This is a genomic window from Streptosporangium sp. NPDC049078 (assembly GCF_040648855.1).
In the GTDB taxonomy this organism is placed as follows: domain Bacteria; phylum Actinomycetota; class Actinomycetes; order Streptosporangiales; family Streptosporangiaceae; genus Streptosporangium.
This window is the reverse complement of record NZ_JBEZEL010000022.1, coordinates 122218-141313: the sequence shown is the minus strand read 5'-3', so window position 1 is coordinate 141313 and position 19096 is coordinate 122218. Positions and strand designations below refer to the sequence as shown.

At 71.5% G+C, this 19096-nt stretch carries 14 protein-coding genes; 7 read left to right on the top strand and 7 right to left on the bottom strand.

Annotation, left to right across the window (positions count from 1 at the left end; translation table 11 throughout):
- Position 1: 1 nt before the first annotated feature.
- The 4 genes from AB0B90_RS32725 to AB0B90_RS32710 all read right to left on the bottom strand — a co-directional run bounded on the left by AB0B90_RS32725 (position 2) and on the right by AB0B90_RS32710 (position 5840).
- A complete protein-coding gene (locus tag AB0B90_RS32725) occupies positions 2-1648 on the bottom strand; it encodes a DNA repair helicase XPB (RefSeq protein WP_350945790.1) in 1647 nt (548 codons plus the stop codon).
- A gap of 97 nt (positions 1649-1745) precedes the next feature.
- Positions 1746-2351 carry a hypothetical protein gene (locus AB0B90_RS32720; protein WP_362926238.1) on the bottom strand — a complete coding sequence of 202 codons (606 nt, stop codon included), beginning with the start codon at positions 2349-2351 and terminating at the stop codon, positions 1746-1748.
- Positions 2352-2664: 313 nt separating this feature from the next.
- A complete protein-coding gene (locus AB0B90_RS32715) occupies positions 2665-5079 on the bottom strand; it encodes a helicase C-terminal domain-containing protein (protein ID WP_350945788.1) in 2415 nt (804 codons plus the stop codon).
- Positions 5080-5507: 428 nt separating this feature from the next.
- On the bottom strand, positions 5508-5840 hold the full coding sequence (locus AB0B90_RS32710) for a hypothetical protein (protein WP_362926237.1): 333 nt from the start codon (positions 5838-5840) through the stop codon (positions 5508-5510).
- Between the two features lie 777 nt (positions 5841-6617).
- On the opposite strand from AB0B90_RS32710, the gene AB0B90_RS32705 reads away from it, so the two are divergent.
- The 3 genes from AB0B90_RS32705 to AB0B90_RS32695 all read left to right on the top strand — a co-directional run bounded on the left by AB0B90_RS32705 (position 6618) and on the right by AB0B90_RS32695 (position 8638).
- Entirely contained in the window at positions 6618-7130 is a 513-nt protein-coding gene (locus AB0B90_RS32705; RefSeq protein WP_350945787.1) for a hypothetical protein, read from the top strand.
- A 404-nt stretch (positions 7131-7534) separates the two neighbouring features.
- Complete coding sequence (locus tag AB0B90_RS32700; RefSeq protein ID WP_362926236.1) at positions 7535-8149, top strand: HAD family hydrolase; 615 nt, start codon at positions 7535-7537, stop codon at positions 8147-8149.
- A 90-nt stretch (positions 8150-8239) separates the two neighbouring features.
- Positions 8240-8638, top strand: coding sequence for a cold-shock protein (locus AB0B90_RS32695; protein ID WP_350945785.1), 399 nt, complete (start codon positions 8240-8242; stop codon positions 8636-8638).
- Positions 8639-8666: 28 nt separating this feature from the next.
- Here the strand turns inward: AB0B90_RS32695 and AB0B90_RS32690 are convergent, their stop codons facing one another.
- On the bottom strand, positions 8667-10277 hold the full coding sequence (locus tag AB0B90_RS32690) for an MFS transporter (RefSeq protein WP_362926235.1): 1611 nt from the start codon (positions 10275-10277) through the stop codon (positions 8667-8669).
- A 438-nt stretch (positions 10278-10715) separates the two neighbouring features.
- On the opposite strand from AB0B90_RS32690, the gene AB0B90_RS32685 reads away from it, so the two are divergent.
- A complete protein-coding gene (locus tag AB0B90_RS32685) occupies positions 10716-11531 on the top strand; it encodes a DUF3027 domain-containing protein (RefSeq protein ID WP_350945783.1) in 816 nt (271 codons plus the stop codon).
- Between the two features lie 190 nt (positions 11532-11721).
- The gene (locus tag AB0B90_RS32680) at positions 11722-15054 is read left to right on the top strand and encodes a hypothetical protein (protein ID WP_362926234.1); all 3333 of its coding nucleotides are present in this window, start codon (positions 11722-11724) and stop codon (positions 15052-15054) included.
- Positions 15055-15210: 156 nt separating this feature from the next.
- Here AB0B90_RS32680 and AB0B90_RS32675 read toward each other — a convergent pair whose 3' ends face one another.
- Entirely contained in the window at positions 15211-15471 is a 261-nt protein-coding gene (locus AB0B90_RS32675; protein ID WP_350945781.1) for a DUF2530 domain-containing protein, read from the bottom strand.
- A gap of 131 nt (positions 15472-15602) precedes the next feature.
- On the opposite strand from AB0B90_RS32675, the gene AB0B90_RS32670 reads away from it, so the two are divergent.
- Positions 15603-17072, top strand: coding sequence for an NCS2 family permease (locus AB0B90_RS32670; protein WP_362926233.1), 1470 nt, complete (start codon positions 15603-15605; stop codon positions 17070-17072).
- A gap of 347 nt (positions 17073-17419) precedes the next feature.
- On the opposite strand, the gene AB0B90_RS32665 is transcribed toward AB0B90_RS32670, so the two are convergent.
- On the bottom strand, positions 17420-18049 hold the full coding sequence (locus AB0B90_RS32665) for a hypothetical protein (RefSeq protein WP_350945779.1): 630 nt from the start codon (positions 18047-18049) through the stop codon (positions 17420-17422).
- A 452-nt stretch (positions 18050-18501) separates the two neighbouring features.
- Between AB0B90_RS32665 and AB0B90_RS32660 the strand changes: the two genes are divergently transcribed.
- Positions 18502-18957, top strand: coding sequence for a MarR family transcriptional regulator (locus tag AB0B90_RS32660; RefSeq protein ID WP_350945778.1), 456 nt, complete (start codon positions 18502-18504; stop codon positions 18955-18957).
- Positions 18958-19096: the final 139 nt, after the last annotated feature.

Below are 19096 nucleotides of genomic sequence, written 5' to 3'. Positions count from 1 at the left end.
ATCAATCTCCGGCGAGCACGTCGTCCGCGTCGATGATCTGATACGCGTACCCCTGCTCGGCGAGGAACCGCTGCCGATGGGCGGCGAAATCCTGGTCCACGGTGTCACGGCTCACCACCGAGTAGAAGCGTGCCCCGCCCCCGCCCGCCTTCGGCCGCAGCACCCGGCCCAGCCGCTGAGCCTCCTCCTGCCGGGACCCGAAGGTGCCCGACACCTGGATGGCCACCGCCGCCTCCGGCAGGTCGATGGAGAAGTTGGCGACCTTGGAGACGACGAGGACCTGGATCTCCCTGTCGCGGAACGCCTGGAAGAGGCGCTCCCGCTCCTTGACCTTCGTCTCCCCCTTGATCACCGGTGCGTTCAGGTGCTCGCCGAGCTCGTCGAGCTGGTCGATGTACTGACCGATGACCAGGACCTGGTCGTCCGGGTGCCGCCGGACCAGCGCCTCGGTCACCCGCGTCTTGGACGGCGTGGTCGCGCAGAACCGGTAGCGCTCCTCGGACTCGGCCATCGCGTAGGCCAGCCGCTCCTCGTCGGTGAGCGTCACCCGCACCTCGACACAGTCGGCCGGGGCGATCCAGCCCTGGTTCTCCATCTCCTTCCACGGCGCGTCGTACCGCTTGGGGCCGATCAGGGAGAACACGTCACCCTCCCTGCCGTCCTCGCGCACGAGCGTCGCGGTCAGGCCCACCCGCCGCCTCGCCTGCAGGTCGGCGGTCATCCGGAAGATCGGCGCGGGCAGCAGGTGCACCTCGTCGTAGACGACCAGACCCCAGTCACGGGCGTCGAAGAGCTCCAGGTGCCGGTAGACGCCCTGCCTGCGGGTCGTCATCACCTGGTACGTGGCGATGGTGACGGGCCTGATCTCCTTCTTCGTGCCGGTGTACTCGCCGATCTCGTCCTCGGTCAGCGAGGTCCGCCTGAGCAGCTCCTGCTTCCACTGGTGCGCGGAGACCGTGTTGGTCACCAGGATCAGCGTCGTCGCCTTCGCCTGGGCCATCGCCGCCGCGCCCACGATCGTCTTGCCCGCCCCGCAGGGGAGCACGACCACGCCGGAGCCGCCGTGCCAGAACGCCTCGGCGGCCTCCCGCTGGTAGGTGCGCAGCTCCCAGCCCTCCTCGGTGAGCACGATCGGGTGGTGCTCGCCGTCGACGTATCCGGCCAGGTCCTCGGCGGGCCAGCCCAGCTTGAGCAGGTGCTGCTTGATGTTGCCGCGCTCGCTCGGGTGGACCACCACGCCGTCGTCGCCCAGGCGCTCGCCCAGCAGCGGCTGGATCTTCTTGGCGCGCAGGACCTCCTCCAGCACGGCCTTGTCGGTGCTGGTCAGGGTGAGGCCGTGGACGGGGTGTTTTTCCAGGCGGAGCCTGCCGTAGCGCGACATCGTCTCGGCGACGTCGACCAGCAGCGCGTGCGGCACGGGGTAACGGCTGTGCGCGATCAGCGCGTCGATCACCTGCTCGGCGTCGTGCCCGGCGGCCCGCGCGTTCCACAGCGCCAGGGGGGTGATCCGGTAGGTGTGCACGTGCTCGGGGGCGCGCTCCAGCTCCGCGAACGGCGCGATCGCCTTGCGGCACTCCCCGGCCCGCTCGTGATCGACTTCAAGGAGCAGGGTCTTGTCCGATTGGACGATCAATGGTCCGTCAGTCACAGCGGCCTTCTCCCTCGGTTACCACAGGCTACGGCGGTTCGGCTCATGGTCGCACCCGTGAACGCCCACCGGTTCGTCGTGTACGGCCCCGGCCCGCTCAGGAGTCGAAGGCGCCGTTGACGCCGGCGACGATGAAGAAGGTCATGCCCAGGGCGAGCAGCGCGATGTTGACGCCGACGCTGATCCAGGTCCACTTGAGCAGGTTTCTCGCGCCCTGCGGGTCGGCGTCGACCTTGCCCAGCGCGATGCCCGACAGGATGGTGCCGACGATGCCGCCGGGGCTCACGAAGCAGCTCAGCGCGAGGGTGATACTGATGACCAGGGCGACGATCCCGTGCGTCCTGACACCTTCGACGTTGCGAGGCGGCGGGGATCCGTAACCCCCGTAGCCCTGTCCGTAACCCTGTCCGTAGGGCTGCTCGCCGTAACCCTGTCCGTAGCCCTGGCCGTATCCGGGGTCGGTGTAACCGGAGGGCTCGCCGTAGGCCGGGACCTGGTTGTAGCCGGGCTGACCGTAGTCAGGCTGACCGTAATCCGGCTGGGCGTAATCGGGCTGGGCGTAGCCGGGCTGGTGATCCTGCCGGGTCTGCTCGTAGCCGTACGGCTGCCGCTCGTGGCCCGGAGTCTGGCCGGGGCCTGTGGTGTAGGGGCTCTTCCAGTCGTCCGGGTTGGTGCTGGGGCCTTCTGAGTGACCGCTGCTCAATGGGGATCTCTCGCTTCTGTGGAGCTCAGAACGTCAACTGACACGATATGGGGCGTAGGTCGTGGGCCATGGGCGGATGGACTCGGTCGCTTCCCGGGGGCGGAGCCCGGAGGGGACCCGGAAAGGGACCCTCGCACCCCGGTGAGCGGCGCGGCGAACGACGCGCCGTCGCCGGATCATCGGACCGCCGAACGCCGACCGCCGGCCGGGTTCGCGGCGGGCCCGTCCCGCACCCGAGACTACCTCCTGGCCTCTTACGGCACGCCGGGCCGGCGCGGCCTTTCCGCCCCTCGTGAGACCGGCGGGAGGCATCTCAGACGATGTCGGCTATGCCGGTGATGCGGTGCAGGGCGAAGCGGTGCACCGCCGCTCGCGTCTCGTCGTAGGCGGTGAGATAACCGCCCTCCATCCGGGCGGGTTCGAGGATCCGGCTGGTGGCGTTGCCCTGGGAGTCGAGGTAGCCGATCCAGACCTGCGACCCCTGCCGGATGGCCTCGCGCAGGGCGGTGATCGTGGCGGTGGCGGGGGAGCGCGGCACCTCGCCGCCGGGGACGGCGACCGGGGCACGACGGGCCTGGAGCGCGGCGTCACCCGCGCGCACCGCGCGCACCGCGGCGGCCACCACGTCGGCCTCGTGGCCGTTGAACGTGACCGGGGAACGACCCGCCGACGTGCCCTCGGTCCTGCGGACGTCGATCTGGGCGATGATCACGTCACCGTCGAGCGACTCCGCCGCCGGTGCGTACCCCATCGCGCGCAGTGCGTCGACGAGCGTCGGACGGGAGGACTTGGAGGCGATCACCGTGGGGGCGAGCCGCCGCAGCCGCAGCGGGATCGCCCGTTTGTCGGCCATCACCTCGTCGAGCAGGGAGGAGTCGTCGCACCGCACGTACGCGCTCGCCGATCCGACGCGCATCCGGCCGTGGCGCCTGGCCACGTCGGTGACCAGGTAACTGAGCGGCTGCGGCACGGGCGTGGTCGAGTGGCGCTCCAGCATGGCCAGCAGCTCGTCGGCGCCCTGACCCGCGTCCAGTGCCCGCCGGATCGAGCGCTCGTCGAAGCGGTAGACCGTCGCGCCGCCGGTCGACTCCACCTCCGCCGTCAGCGCGAGCCACCGCCTCAGGTCGCCGGTGAGCGGCCCCGGCGCGACCGCGGTCAGGTCCGCCTGGAGGAGGACGTGGTCGAGCGGCTCGGGCAGCAGCGGGAGCAGCAGGTGGGCGGCGGGCATCGCGCGGCCGCCGGCGGAACCGGCCGGGGTGCCGGAGCCGCCGGAGGAGTCGGGGAGCAGGGCACGACCGTGACCCGCGAGCGCCCCGAGCCCGGTGACGCCGATCTGCTCGGCCTCGCGCAGCGTGAACTCCACCAGCTGGTCGCGGTAGCCACCGCGACGGCGGGGCTGCTCCCAGGCCAGGCGCTCGCGTACCGCGTCGAGGGTGGGCGCCACCCCCGGCGTCGAGGCGAGCACGCCCAGGGTCGTGGCGCGGACCTCCGCGGCGGCCGGACGGCGCAGGTCGGGATGGAGGGCGTTGAGCAGCCGGTCGCGCTCGTCGCGCTCGCCGATGATCCCCGGAACCCGGTCCATGGTGAGCCAGGCCGTGGCCAGCACCACCCAGCGGTCCTCGGTGGCCTTCACCCTCCAGCCGTCGTAGCCGGGGGTGGGCATCCAGTCGCCGTCGACCGTGCCGCTCGCCGCGATCAGCCCCGCCGCGTACGACACCTCGATGATCAGCCCCGTCACCCACTCGGGCAGGTCGAGCAGGCCCGCCGTCCGCTTGAGGTCGCGCACGGCCAGGCCGCCGCTGCGGAGCACGCCGGGCGGGTCGACACTCCAGCGCTCGCACAACTCCTCCACCGCGCGGGTGAACGTGAACGCCTGCCCGGCCGCCGTGCGGTCGGCGAGCCCGCGGTCGCGCTCGGTGCCCTCCGCGGCGGGAGGGAGAGGAGACAGGTCCCGGTGGACGCGGCCGCCGCGCAGGAACAGGGCGACCTCACGGGGCAGCACCACGGTCTCCTCGCCGGTGGCGGCGAGCAGTGCCCGGGACAGGAGCTGGTCGATCGGCGACCGGGCGGTGGCGGCCCGCACCTCACGGCGGGCATTGGGCACCCGGCCGCTGGCCGGACCCCAGACCAGCTCGTTGAGCGCGGACCGCGCCTGCGGCGAGACCTCGTCGATCAGCCGTCCGACGATTTCCGCGTCGCCGAGCAGCGCGGCGAGCGTCTCCTTGGTCGCGCTCCCCGTCTCGCCGCCCTCGCCCGCGACGTCCTGGACCAGCTCGGCCAGCCGCTCGGCGGGATGGTGCCTGAACGCCTCCACGGCGGGCGGACCGAGCCCCGCGGGAGTGTCGAGCACCTCCCGCACGCCGGGCGCCGGAGCCAGGGCGCGGTCGGGGCCGTAGACGAGGGCCATGGTGCGCAGCCGCTCGACCGTCTCCTTGAGGGCGCTCTGGAACTGTGGATCGGCCGTCCCCGCAAGGGAACGGGCCATCTGGGCGCGCAGTGACCTGTAGGCGATCGGGCCGGGAAGCACGGCCAGCGTCTCCACGACCGCGAGCGTGAACCGGTCGAGCCTGTCGAGCGCCCTGCCCACCGCCGACGGGCTGCTCGCCCGCCCGGCGAGCCCTTCCAGATGGGCGGGCACGGGGGTGATGAGCTCGGGACGTACGGAGACGAGAGCCCGCAGCCGGTCATCGCTCCGGCCGCGCAACCACTCGGTGAACTCCGTGCTCATTCCGCCAATGGTAGGAGGCTTGACCGACATCGCGCGGCCTGGGGGAATTCCGTGATCGATCGAAGAGGGAAAACGATCATGTGAAGGGCGGCGAACAGATCACGTGAAGGGCAGCGAATAAGGGAAGAAGCTCACGAGCGAGGCGATGCCGAGAGAGGATGGTCAGTGTGATCGAGCGTGCGGACCAGCTCGTGCTGGACTATGTCAGCAAGGCGGCCGACGCGGCGCACGGTGTGATGAGGCCCAGGCAGCGGATCGACTTCGTGGCGGTGTTGCGCAGGCGGATCGACGCCGAGCGCGCGGGGACGGACGACCCGGCCGCCGTGGAGAGGATCCTGGCCCGGTTCGGCGACCCCGCCGCACTGGTCCAGCACGAGCTACGCCGTCTGAGCGGGGAGGTGCCGTCCCCGTCCCCGTCTCCGGAGACTTCACCGGGGCGTCCCGAGCCACGGGGCTCCGAGGAGGGCTTTCCGAGTCTGCGGGGCTTGCGGGATCTGTGGAGATCCCGGCGTGATGACTCCGGTGCGGTCCCCAGGCCGCGGGGGGAGGGGACTGCCGGGCTCCCCGATGCCGCCCGTGCTGATCATGTCGATCGTCCCGACACCGCACGTACCGATCGTGCTGATCATGTCGATCGCTTCGACACCGCACATCCTGACCATGCTGACGGCGCCGATCGCTCCGATCACGCTGATCGCCCAGGCCGGGCTGACCGCGCTGACCGCGCTGACCATGTTGACGGCACCGATCGCTCTGACCACGCTGATCGCGGCGCCGGCGGTGTCGCCCCCGTCTCTTCCGTGGCACTTGTGCCTTTCGCCGCCCCCACCCCCGATGACCCGGCCCCCGCCCCGGAGGGCGGGGCGCCCAAGGATCCTTCGAAAGGGGCCGTTCCCGAAGGGCCTTCGGAGGGGGACGTTCCCCAGAGCTCCGTTCCCACCTCCCCCGAGGGATTCGCTCCCACATCGAAGGAGCCCGTTTCCGGGGATCCCCCGGCCTCCCCTTCTCCCCGCCGACCCGTGCGAGGGCATCCGTACGCCGTGATGGGGGTTCATCCCGATGCCGGTGAACCTCAGTCGGATCGCTCCGTTTCGGATCACCCCGAGCCGGATCGCCCTGAGTCGGATCGCCCCGAGTCGGACCGGCCCACGCGGGGTCGGCCCGAGCCGGATCGGGTCGACGAGTGGGAGGACGCGGTGGAGAACGACCCGCCGACCGAGGAGATCCCAGCCGTGCGGGATCCTTTCCCGCCGCCGGCGGCACGGCGGTCGACACCAGACGCGCCACAGGAGTCGGGGGAAGAGCAGGAAGACGGGGAAGTCCGGGGAGAGCAGCGGGAGGGAGAGCGCTCGGAGGCGTCGCGAGGGGAACCGGTACCTCAAGGAGCCCAGGGGCCCCAGAAAGACACGAAGGCTCAGGAGGACACGGAACCTCAGAACGACACGGGACCTCAGGAAGACACCGGAGTCCGAAAAGAGACGCGTGTCCGGGGAGACGCCGAGGGCCGTCCGGAGCTTCCGCCCGGGGTGGCCAGGGGCATGCGGGAGGCCGAGGAGCGGCTGGCCAGGAGGCGGGCGCGCAACCGTCCCGACTGGCTGCGCCGACGGCGTCCGGTCCGTTCCAGGGAGGACGTCGTCCCGGGCACCCAGGACACCCGGACGATCCTGCTGAGCCATCGGCGCGAGACGGCCGGCATGGTCCTGCTCGCCCTGGCCGGTCTGCTGATCCCCTTCCCGTTCGCCCCGATCGCGATCTTCACGATCCCGGTGCTGGTCTGGGCCGTCGCGGCTCTCGTCGTGGTCGCCTGCGAGAACTGGCACACCTCCGACAAGGCGCTGGGACTGGCCGCTCCGCTCGTGAGCTACACCTTCGGCGGTGCCCTGGTCGCCCTCGTACGGGCCAGGAACGACCTCGGCACGGTGGTGGACGAGTTCTTCACCATCAGCGGGCTCATGTTCATGCTGGGTACGGCGTGGGCCGTCTTCTGGCTCGCCTACCGCCTGCTCAATCCTCCGATGCCGGTGGGAAGGGGAGCCCGCCGACCTGGGTGACGCCATCGGAGTCCTCACGGCTTCCGGCCTCGCACGGGGTGGTCACGGCCTCCGCTCTCGCGGGGTGACCGTCCGGTGGCGCGTCGGCCGCCGGGTCTGTCGGCGGATGGTCCGGACCATCCGCCGGGGCGGCGGGCCGAGGGTGCGGCACATCAGGGAGGCGGAGAAGCGGTCGCGCTCCACGCGGCCCCGAGGGCTCGCCCACGGTCTCCGCGAACACCGGAGAACCGATGGGGAGGCGTCGGCGCGTCTTCCGGATAGGCGAATCTTTTCGTGAAGGCTTCCGCGGTGGGGTGCGTCACGGACAACGCTCTGGATTAGCAATGTTTGGGGGTATTTGGCATTCTTTGAGGGATTCTCCGTGAATCTCTTCGCGGAGCGGACAAGGAGCGGTGAGTGACCTGGTGAACTCTGTGGGATTCGACCTCGATCTGACGCTCGCCGACACGCGTGCGGGCATCGCCGCCGTTTACGAGGAGGTGGCGCTGCGTACCGGCATCTTCATCGACACCGTCACCGTGCTGGGCAGACTGGGGCCGCCGCTGGAGTGGGAACTGGCCAACTGGATGCCCGTCGAGGAGGTCCCCGCCGCCGCCGACGTCTACCGGGAGCTGTATCCGTCGATCGCCGTCCCGGTCACCACCCTCATGCCCGGCGCGCGCGAGGCCGTCGAGGCCGTACGGCGGGTGGGAGGCAGGGTCGCCGTGGTCACGGGCAAGAACGCCCGCGACGCGGCGAGGACGGTCGAGTTCCTCGGGCTGGAGGTGGACGAGGTCGCCGGATCGGTTTTCGGGGCGGCCAAGGGTCCGGCCCTCGCGGCTTTCGGCGCCGCCGCATATGTTGGGGATCATGTCGCGGACATCGACGCGGCACGAGCGGGGGGAGTCGTCAGCGTGGCGGTGGCGACAGGTGTCTATCCGGCGGGAGAACTGCGTGATCACGGAGCCGATGTGATCTTGGGTGACCTGACCGAGTTCGTCGAATGGTTCGACGACTGGCGAACCCCCGTTCTCGTGTAATTCGGGTCTCAATATGCGGTCGCTCCCGGCGCCTGCGGGGCATAACCTACATCCATTCCTTTTCACGACAGTCTGAACGAGGTCACCCCTGTGCCGAGTGGCAAGGTCAAGTGGTACGACGCCGACAAGGGATTCGGCTTCCTCACCCGCGACGACGGCGGTGAGGTCTTCGTGCATTCTTCCGCGCTGCCGTCCGGCGTGGATTCCCTCAAGCCGGGACAGAAGGTCGAATTCGGTGTGGCCGAGGGGCGCCGCGGCCAGCAGGCGCTCTCGGTCCGAGTGATCGATCAGCCCCCCACACTCGCCAAGACCGCCAAGCCCAAGGGCAAGCGCAAGAAGCCCGACGAGATGGTCGTCATCGTGGAGGATCTGATCAAGCTCCTGGACACGGTCTCCATGTCGTACCAGAGGGGCAAGCAGCCGGAGGCCGCGCACGCGAAGAAGATCGCCGCCGTGCTCCGAGCCGTCGCCGACGACCTCGACGACTGATTCGAACCCGCCGGAAGACCCTCGCGGCTCAGCCGTGCGGGTTGGTGAGCGGTCTGGTCCGCTTCTCCGTCGGTGGATCCCCGTGGTGTACGACCGCGGTGGTCGTCCCGGCGGGCCGCGACCCGACCCGCTCCTCCGGCGTGCGGTCCGATGAGGGCCGCTCTCCGTTCGCCGTGGGGTGCGGCCCTGACGGGGGGCGGCGCGGACCTCTCGCGGCCTCGACCCTGGCGTCCACCTCCTTGACCCGTCCTCGGCGGCGTACCAGCAGCCAGCCGAGCGAACCCGCCAGCACCACGGACATCACGGCCAGTCCCGCCGTCCCGCTCGCGAACAGCGAGAGCCAGAGCCCGACCAGGCCGCCCAGCACCCACGCGATCTGGAGGAAGGCCTCCACCACCCCGAACGTGGACGAGCGCACCTCCTCGCCGATCTCCCGTTGCACGATCGCGTCCAGCGCGAGCTTGCCCAGGCCCTGGGCGAACGCGGCCGCGAGCGCGACCGCCACCGCGCTCCACAACTGGAAGACGACGGCCGCCAGTATCGTGATCGCGGTCGTCAGGGCGAGCGTTCCGAGCACGATGACCTGCGGGGAGTGGTTGCGCACCCACGAGGCCACGGCCGTGCCCGCCAGCCCGCCGATCCCGGCGGCCGCTCCCAGCACGCCGATGGCGACCACCGGCGGCAGGCCGGGCAGGTTCTTGTCCTGGACGAGGAACAGCAGGTAGAAGAGCAGAAACCCGGAGTAGAGGCGGATGGCGACGTTGGCGTGCATCGCCTCGGTCACCACGGGACCCACGTTCAGCATCGTGCGCCAGCGGGGTGGCCGCTCCTCGCCCTCGTCGTCCAGCTCGTCCAGGTCGGGGGAGTCGATGTGGCGCGGGAGCCGTACGGCGAGCACACCCTGGAACAGGAAGAGCACCGTCGCCCCGCGCAGCACCCACTCGGCGCCCAGCCAGGCGCTGGCGCCCGCGCCGATCGGCACCGCGACGCCCGCCGCGACCAGCGCGAACAGGGCGACCCTCGCGTTCGCCGTGACGAGTGCGATGTCGGCGGGCAGCACGCTCGGCATGATCGCCGCGCGGGAGACGTTGTACGCCTTCGACAGCACCAGCACGGCGAGCGCCGCGGGGAAGATCGTGAACACGTCGCCGGGGACGATCGCCGCCGCCATCGCGAAGCAGAGCAGCCCGCGGCCGAAGAGGGTCCCGGCCATCACGAAACGCCGCCCGGAGCGGAACCGGTCGAGGACCGGGCCGACGAACGGCGCGACCACCACGAACGGGATCATCGTGATCAGCAGGTAGAGGGCGACCTGGCCGCGTGCCTCGTTCACCGGGAGCTTGAAGAGCGTCCCGGCCAGGGCCGCGGTGACCAGGGCGTCGCCCACGCTGTGCGCGGCGGTCAACTCGATCAGCTGGCCCAGCCCGGTACGGCCCGCGCCCTGCGCGTGGGTCAGCCGCCGCGCGGCCCTGCCCGCCCGCTGGGTGCCGCTGACCGCCCCCCTGCCCGCCTTGGCCGTCACCCGGCCGGTGCCGCGGCCCGCGCGCGCGGCGGTCCTGCCCGCGGCGGAGGCGGCCTCGCCGACCCACCGGGAGGCATCGCCCACCGTCTTCCGCGCCCGTTCCCACCCAGCTGCCACGTATCCAGTCATACCCGAAGGGCGGGTGAGTTGTCCGGTGCGCCTGGTCACTCCCCTGGCGATCGAAGCCACCGCCTCGGCCGGGGCGCTCTCAGGGGGTGGCTGGTCACTCCGGGGGATCGGGCTCCACCGGCCTGGCCGGCTTCTCTTCCGGGGTGCGTCAGGTCACTCCAGGGATGATCGGAGAGGATCCGCGGGCCTTTCTGCTCGTGGGGATCCGGGGTGCGTCAGATCGCTCCTGGGGCGATCGGAGTCCGCCACCTCGCCCGGGCTCGCCATGACGGCCGGTCTCCGGTGCGCCGGATCACTTCCCGGGTGATTAGATGTCCACGGTGCCGTTCGCTCCGGGCATGGGCGAGAATGAACTGTGAGCGCAGTGAGCGAGCCAGCCGGTAGGGACGGCAGCCGTCGTGCTGCGAGGCTGACGGGAGGCGACTCATGAGTCGGACTCGATCCCGCGCCGTGGTCCTTGACCAGGCGTGCGTCGCGGCCGTCGACCTGGCCAGAGCCGCGGTCGAGGAGAATGTCAGGCCCGGAGAGGTGGGCGAGCACCTCGGGGTCGAGGGTGAGGGCGACCGCGTCGTCACCCATTACTTCGCCTGTCTCGACCGCGCCTACCGGGGCTGGCGCTGGGCCGTCACGGTCGCCCGCGCCTCGCGGGCGCGCAACGTGACGGTGAGCGAGGTCGTGCTCCTGCCCGGCTCGGGGGCCCTGATGCCGCCGCAGTGGGTGCCGTGGAGCGAGAGGCTGCGTCCCGGCGATCTCGGCGTGGGCGACCTGCTGCCCACCTCCGACGACGACGACAGGCTCGCGCCCGGTTTCACCGAGACCGACGACGACTCCGACCATCAGATGATCTTCGAGTACGGTCTCGGCCGGGCCAGGGTGCTCTCCCCGATCGGCCGCGACCGCGCCGTGCGGCGCTGGCACTCCGGCGAGTCGGGACCGCACACCCCGCTCGCGCACGCCGCGCCCGCCCAGTGCTCCACCTGCGGCTTCTACTGGCCGCTCGCGGGCGCGCTGCGCACCGGCTTCGGGGTCTGCGCGAACGAGTACGCTCCCGACGACGGGCGGGTCGTCGCCGCCGACCACGGTTGCGGCGCCCACTCCGAGGCCGCCGTGCTGCCGCACCAGGTCGAGCCGACCTCGCCGATCCTCGACGACCTCTCCTACGACACCGCCGAGCACGTCTCGGAACCAGACCTGGCCGGATCGGTGGACGACACCGCCTCCGAGCCGCTCGGTCACTCCTGACCCGGCGTCGCCGGGCCGCTCCCAACCCGGGGCACCACCGGGTCCATCCCGCCCCGCCGCCCGTCCCCGCGGCACACCCGGCCGTCGCGGCCGGGAGCCGCTTCCGTGGCGTCCTGGCCGTACTGGTCGTCCTGGCCGTCGCGGCCGGGGCACCTGGTCGCGCGGGGCTTCGACCTTTGGAAGCATCGCCTTGACTGACATCTTCGGCACCGAACGACTGCGTTCCGCCGTCCTGGCCGCCTGGACGGCCTCGCCCGCCCGTTTCCGTGAGGACGCCAACGCGGAGGAGGACTTCGCACTCGGCGGCTACCGCGACCGGCTGATCGTCGAGCTCGCCCAGAACGCCGCGGACGCCGCGCTCCGCGCAGGGGTGCCCGGACGGCTCCGCCTCTCGCTGCGCGAGGGCGTGCTGTCGGCCGCCAACGTCGGCGCCCCCGTCGACAGGTCCGGGATCGAGGGTCTGTCCACGCTGCGTGTCTCCGCCAAGCGCGACGACGCCCACGCCGCCGGCCGGTTCGGCGTCGGGTTCGCGGCCGTGGTGTCGGTCTGTGACGAGCCGGTGATCGGCTCGCTCGGCTCCGGGGTCGTCCGCTGGTCCCGTGACCAGACCGCCGCCCTGGTGGCCGCGGAGCCCGAGCTGGCCAAGGAGCTCGCCGAGCGCGGCGGGCACGTACCGCTGCTGCGTCTCCCCTTCCCCGCGGGCCCGGTGGAGATCCCCGCGGGGTTCGACACGCTCGTGCGGCTGCCGCTTCGTGACGAGGCGGCCGAGGAGGCCGTACGGGCGATGCTGCGGGAGACCAGCCCCGCCCTGCTGCTCGGCCTGCCCGCCCTGGAGTCGATCGAGATCGACGTGGACGGCGAGACGCGGACCGTCACCTCCGAGGGCTGGAAGGTCGTCTCGGACTCCGGGCGGTTCACTCCCGAGCAGGTGGCCGAGCTCTTCGCCGACCGCCCGACGGAGGAGCGCTCCCGGCCGCACTGGCTGGTCCGCTGGGCGGTGCCCGTCACCGCTCCCGTGCCCGCCACCGGGTCCGAGACCGCCGGGACCGGGGCCGGTTCTGTCGAGGGCGGCTCTGTCAGGTCCGGGTCTTCCGGGTCTTCCGGGTCCTCCGGGTCCTCCGGGTCCTCCGGGTTCGCCGGGGCGGGCGGGGAGCCCCGGCCGCTGCCCGCGCTGGTACCGCCCGTGGTGCACGCGCCCACGCCGAGCGACGAGCCGCTGGATCTGCCCGCGTTGCTGATCGCCTCGTTCCCGATGGCCACCGACCGGCGGCATGTCGCGCCGGGCCCGCTCACCGACTTCCTGGTCGAGCGTGCCGCCGACACCTACCTGGAACTGCTCGCCGGGCTGCCTCGCACTCCCCGGCTCCTCGACCTCGTCCCGGGCATGATGGGCAAGGGCGAGCTGGACGCCCGCATCCGCCGGGCGATCCTGCGCAGGCTCCCCGACGCCCCGCTGCTTCCCGCCCTCTCGCCGCCCGCCGACCCGGCCTCGTCGGGCAGGCCGGGCGGTTCCGGTGCCTCGCTCCTGCTCCCCGACCCCGCCGACGGTCCCGCCGACGCCGGTCCACTCGACGCCGGAGCCGGTATCGGCGCGGCAGGGGTCGGCTCCGGCGCGGCGGGCGACGCCTCCCCGGACGCGCTCTCCGCCGGTGCGGAGCCGGTCGTCTCCGGGCGGCAGGCGTCCGTCGTCGCGGCCCCGGCCGAGCTGCTGGAGAGGGTCGCCCCCATGATCCCCGGACTGCTGCCCGCGGGATGGCCGTCCCGGCATCCGGCGATCACCGCACTCGGCGTGAACCGGGTGCAGCTCTCCGACATCGTGGACATGCTCTCCGGCGACGCCGTCAAGGACAGGGACCCGGCCTGGTGGCGGTCGCTGTACGAGGTGCTGCCCGCCGACGACCCCGAGGCCCTCGGCGCGCTGCCGGTGCCGCTGGCCGACGGCCGCCTGGTCAGGGGGCCGCGCGGCACGCTGCTGCTCACCGACGGTTCCAGGCTGGACCCGGCGGTCCTCGCGCCGCTCGGGTTGCGTGTCGTGCACCCGGACGCGGCCCATCCCCTCCTGCTCAGGCTCGGCGCGGGCGAGGCCACGCCCCGTACCGTCCTGGAGGACCCGCTGACCCGCTCCGCCGTCTCGGAGTCGCTGGACAGCCCCGACTCCGAACCGGTGGCCAAGGCGGTGCTCGCGCTGGTCGACGCCGCCGGGCTGACCGCGGGCGACGCCCCCTGGCTGTCAGAGCTGGCGCTGCGCGGCGCCGACGGCGAGCTGTACCCGGCGGGCGAGCTGCTCCTCGCCGACGGGGCGCTCGCCGGGCTGCTCGACCGCGAGACGCACTTCGGCACGGCCGCGCCGGAGCTGGTGGAGCGGTACGGCCCCCGGGTGCTCGCGGCGGCCGGGGTGCTCGACGGCTTCGCCGTGGTCAACGACTCCGACGTCATGATCGATCCCGACGAGTGCGACCACGACCTGGACCGCGAGGACGAGTGGCTGGAGGTCGTCCTCGACCTGCTGCCCGAGACGGCCGTACCGCCGGTCGCGAGGGAGTTCTCCGCCGTACGCGACCTGGAGTACGTCGCCGACTGGCCCGCCGCCCTCGCCCTGCTGTCGCGCCCGCCGCTCCGTTCGGTCCTGCACCCGCTGCGGGTCCTGGTGGCGGGGGAGGTCGTGGAGGTGCCCTCCTACACCGCCTGGTGGCTCTCCACGCACCCGGTGCTCGCCGGCAGGCGCCCCACGGAGCTGCGGCTCCCCGCGGGTGACCCGCTGCTGTTCGGCCTGTACGGGGACGCCCCCGCCGTCGTCGACGAGGCCGCGCTGGCGATGATCGGGGTCCGGAGTACGCTGGCCGACCTGCTCGCCTCCCACGGTGGTCCCGACGAGCTGCTCGACCTGCTGGGCGACCCCTCCGTGGAGGTCGATCGCGCCCAGCTCCGCTCCCTGTGGGTGGCGCTCGCCGGCGTCGACCCCGCCCGTGTCGGGCCCCCGCGCGCCGTACGCGCCGTCCTCGGTGACGCGATCGTCGCCGTCGACGCCGAGGACGGCCGCGTGCTGTCCGTCGGCGCCGACTCCGGGGGCGACGCGGAGGCGGCGGGTGAGCCGGTCGTGGTCGAGGCGCCGGACCTGCTGCCGCTCGTCGCGGGCCGGCCGCTGATCCTGGCCCCGTTCGACCTGGCCGAGGCGCTGTCGGAGCTGCTCGACCTGCCGCTCGCCGGTGAGGAGGCCGCGGGTGAGGTGACGTCCTCCGGCGAGAAGCGCGACGTCCCGCCCGCCGTGCGGTCGCTGCTGCCGACCGCGCCCAGCGGCTACGTGGAGCACGAGAGGCTGCTGGTGGACGGTGTCCCGGCGGCCTGGAGGTTCTTCGAGGGCATGGTGCACGCCTCGGGTGTGGAGGGGCTGGCGCGCGGGCTCGCCTGGGCGTCCGGCCAGTGGGGCGACCGGCTCGCGGTGGCGGCGCTGCTGCGCGACCCGGCGGCGGTGCCGCTGCTGCTCGCCGAGGCCGACCTGGACAGCTGGACCGCCTCGACCTAGACGATCACCTGGGCGCTCGGGGGACGCCGACGGCGCCGCGAGGCGGAACCGTGGGGATGATCCCTGGGCGCGCTCGGGGGCGTCCCACGGTGAAGTACGGCGACGACGGGGTGGGGAAACCACGGGCGGGCGGACCCCCGGGCGCGGCCCGGGGGTTTACGTGATCGTGGTGGTCGGCTCGATCGGCCCTTCGGCCTCGGGCGGCGGGCGGCGGTTGCGGCGGCGCACGTACCAGAGGCCGAAAAGGCCGCCGCAGATGCCCGAGACACAGGTCCAGATCCACCAGCGGTGCTCGGGGCCCGGCTGCGCGACGAGAAGGACGACCAGGGCGACGGCCCACAGGCCGGTACCCGTGAGGATCGTGAGCGTGTCGTTGGTCTTCAACGGCTGCAGATCCGGAGGTCGTGGCTGGTTCACGCGCTCCAGACTAGGTGACGACCTCTCACTATTCGCAAAACGGGTCACGTGAAGGCGCGAATCCATCTCGAAACCATCACCATCGACGGCCGGGCCTTCCGAGAAGGAAAGCTCGCTGTCACTCTGCGCGAGTGAGCGATGTTAAAAATCCTGAATTAAGTAAAGTTGACCGCTTCTTCTTCATCTCCGACCGTGGCTCGTCCGTGGGCAGGGAGGTGCGCGGTGGGTTCGCCACGTTCTTCACGATGGCCTACATCGTCGTGCTCAACCCCTTGATCATCGCCACCGTCCCGGACGTCGAAGGCCAGTTCATCGGAGACGGGAGCGCGCCCAACGTCCCGCTCGTCGCGGCGGGCACCGCCCTGGTGGCCGGACTGCTCAGCATCCTGATGGGGATCGTCGGCAGGGTCCCCTTCGCGATGGCCGCGGGCCTCGGCCTGAACGCCTTCGTCACCTACGGCATCGCCTCGCAGATGTCCTGGGAGTCGGCGATGGGCCTGGTGTTCCTGGAGGGCGTGATCATCGGGCTCCTGGTGCTGACCGGGTTCCGTACCGCGGTGTTCAACGCCATCCCGCCCCAGCTGAAGACGGCGATCAGCGTCGGCATCGGCCTGTTCATCGCGCTGATCGGTTTCGTGGACGCCGGCTTCGTCCGCCGCGTGGCCGCCGGGCCGCCGCTGGAACTCGGCATCGGGGGCTCGCTGACCAGCTGGCCGATCCTGGTCTTCGTGGTCGGCCTGCTGCTGATCGTGCTGCTGGTGGCGCGTCAGACCAAGGGCGCCATCCTGATCGGCATCATCGCCACCACCGTCCTCGCGGTGATCGTCGAGGCCGTCACCAACGTCGGGGCCTCGGTGACGCCCGGCCAGCAGCCGAACCCCGCGGGCTGGCAGCTCGTCGTCCCCCAGCTGCCCGAGCAGATCTTCGGCTTCAACAACCCGCTGGTGCTCTTCAGGGAGTTCGACCCGCTCGGCGCCTTCGGCTCGGTCTCGGTCGTCCTCGCCCTGCTGCTCATCTTCACCCTCCTCATCACCGACTTCTTCGACACCATGGGCACGATCGTGGGCGTCGGCGGGCAGGCCGGGCTGATCAAGGAGGACGGCACCCTGCCCAGGACCCGCGAGATCCTCCTCGTCGACTCGATCGGCGCGGCGGCCGGAGGCGCGGCCTCCGTCTCCTCCAACACCACCTACATCGAGTCGGCCGCGGGTGTCGGCGAGGGCGCACGCACCGGCCTCGCCAGCGTCGTCACCGGCGTGCTGTTCCTGCTGGCCATCTTCGTCTCGCCGCTCGTCGCCGTCGTCCCCTACGAGGCCGCGGCTCCCGCCCTGGTCGTGGTCGGCTTCCTGATGATGACCGCCATCCGCGAGATCGACTTCACCGACTACGAGATCTCGATCCCGGCGTTCCTCACCATCGTCCTGATGCCGTTCACGTACTCGATCGCGAACGGCATCGGCGCGGGCTTCGTCACCTTCGTGCTGATCAAGGCCATCAAGGGCAAGACCCGTGAGGTCCACCCGCTGATGTGGACGGTCGCGGGCCTGTTCGTCGTCTACTTCGCACTCGGCCCGATCAAGACCATGCTCGGCCTCGGCTGAGCGACGCGCGGAAGGCCGTCACGGTGATCCGAGAAGGTGGTCACCGCGACGGCCTTCCGCGTTCTCGTACGCCATGGCGGGCCGAGAGCGGCCACCGGCGCACCAGGAGTGGCGTCCGCGGCCCAAGATCTGCGATTTCCCGGCCTCAGATCATGACGGTAGGACGGCTGCTACCTGATTTGCATGCTCGCGAGCATGCAAATCAGGTAGCAGCCGGGTATGGATCGCTCGCCTCGCCTTGCTCGTGAGCGCTGTCCCGTACGCCGCGCCGAACCCCTGAGAACGAGGTACGGCCGTCACGGTGATGATGCACCGTGACGGCCGTACGTGCTCCCGTGCGGTTGTGCTCAGCGTCCCCGGGGGCCGGCGGGGATCAGACCCGCGCGGTACGCCTTGAGGACGGCGTCGGATTCGGCCTGGGTGAGCGTGCCCGCGGTGACGGCCTCCTTCAGTCGTTCGGCGAAGGCCGTCTCGACCTCGGCGCGGCGCTGCTGGTCGAGCGTCTCCAGCGCTGCGACGACCTTGTCCGCGCTGATCCCGAGCTTGCCGGCCAGGGCCTCGGCCAGTCGTTCCTGAGGGGCGGCCTTCTTCGGCTCGTCCTGCGTGGCGTTCGGCTCGTCCTGCGGGGCGGTCTTCTCCGTCTCGTCCTGCTCGGGGGCCTTGGGAGGCCGGCCGGGACCGCCTTCCTTTCTGATCTCCTCCAGGGCCGTGGTGACCTTGTCCTTGTCGACCCCGAGGATCTCGGCGAGCTTGGCGGCCATCTCCTCGTGATGGCCGGGGCCATGGAGACCACCGTGACGGCCGGGACCGCCGTGCGGGCCGCGCGGGCCGTCGGGGGCGGTGCCGGGGGTCTCCGAGGAGGAGGACGACGGCGCGGGGGTGGGGCTGGTCGCCCAGGCCGCCACGGGGACGGTCAGCCCGGCGGCGAGAGTGGTGCCGGCACCGGCGATTATGATCATGCGCTTGGTGCGGTTCATGTGACTCCTTGTCCGATGAAGGGCATGGCACTTACCGGACCGATGGTCGGCCGACCGTCTGAGACCTCCCTCATCCCGAACTGAGAATTCCATGAGATCCGGCGCCGCGTGAGGACGAGAAGCCGGGTGGCACCCCGCTGCCCCTCCGCCGGCGTTTCGGGATGCGCGACGGCGGCTTCGAGGGGCGAGGCGGGCGGTGAGATCCTGGTGTGAGAGGTCGCTCCTTCGAGAGACCTCGGCTTCCGCAGGGGGAGTACGGCCGGACCCGCCGGCGTTTCCACTGGGTGTCGAGCTCTCCCCGGGGTTCCCGGCGAGGAACCCCGGGTGCTCCGGGCGGGTTGGCGATCTCCCGTCCGTCTGGCACGCTGTACGGCCCCGCGCCGAGAAGAAAACCCCTCTGGAGGGAATCACGTGCATCCGTATATAGTTAGCAAAGGTAATGACTTACGCTAATGAACCACCCCAGGAAGGACCACGTCGCGAGCCTGCGCAGCGACGCCGGTCTCGCTTCGGCTCTGCGCGTGTCGCTGGCACGACTGAACAGACGCCTGCGCAGGCAGGCCGCGGTGCACTCGTTGACGCCCACCCAGCTCGCGACGCTCGCCGCCGTAGAACGGCATTCCGCGATAACCCCCGGCGAATTGGCCGAGTTGGAGAAGGTGCAGCCGCCCTCGATGACACGCGTGATCGCCGTGCTGGCCGAGCGGGAGCTGGTGTCACGCACACCGCACCCGACCGATCGGCGCCAGGTGACCGTGAGCGTGACAGAGCAGGGCTCAACGCTGCTGAGGGAGGAGCGGCGCCTCAAGGAGGCGTGGCTGACACAGCGGCTGAAGGAGCTGACACCCGAGGAGAGGGCGACGCTCCGGCAGGCGGCTCCGATACTGGAGAAGCTCAGCCGGATCTAGCCGAACCCGAAGAACCGGAAGAACCCGAGCAACTCGGGGTTCCACACGACGCCCGGGTCTCACGTGACACCGGGGTCTCACGTGACACCGGGGTCTCAGACGACGCCGAGGTCTCTGCCGAGCCTGGGGGCGAGGCGGG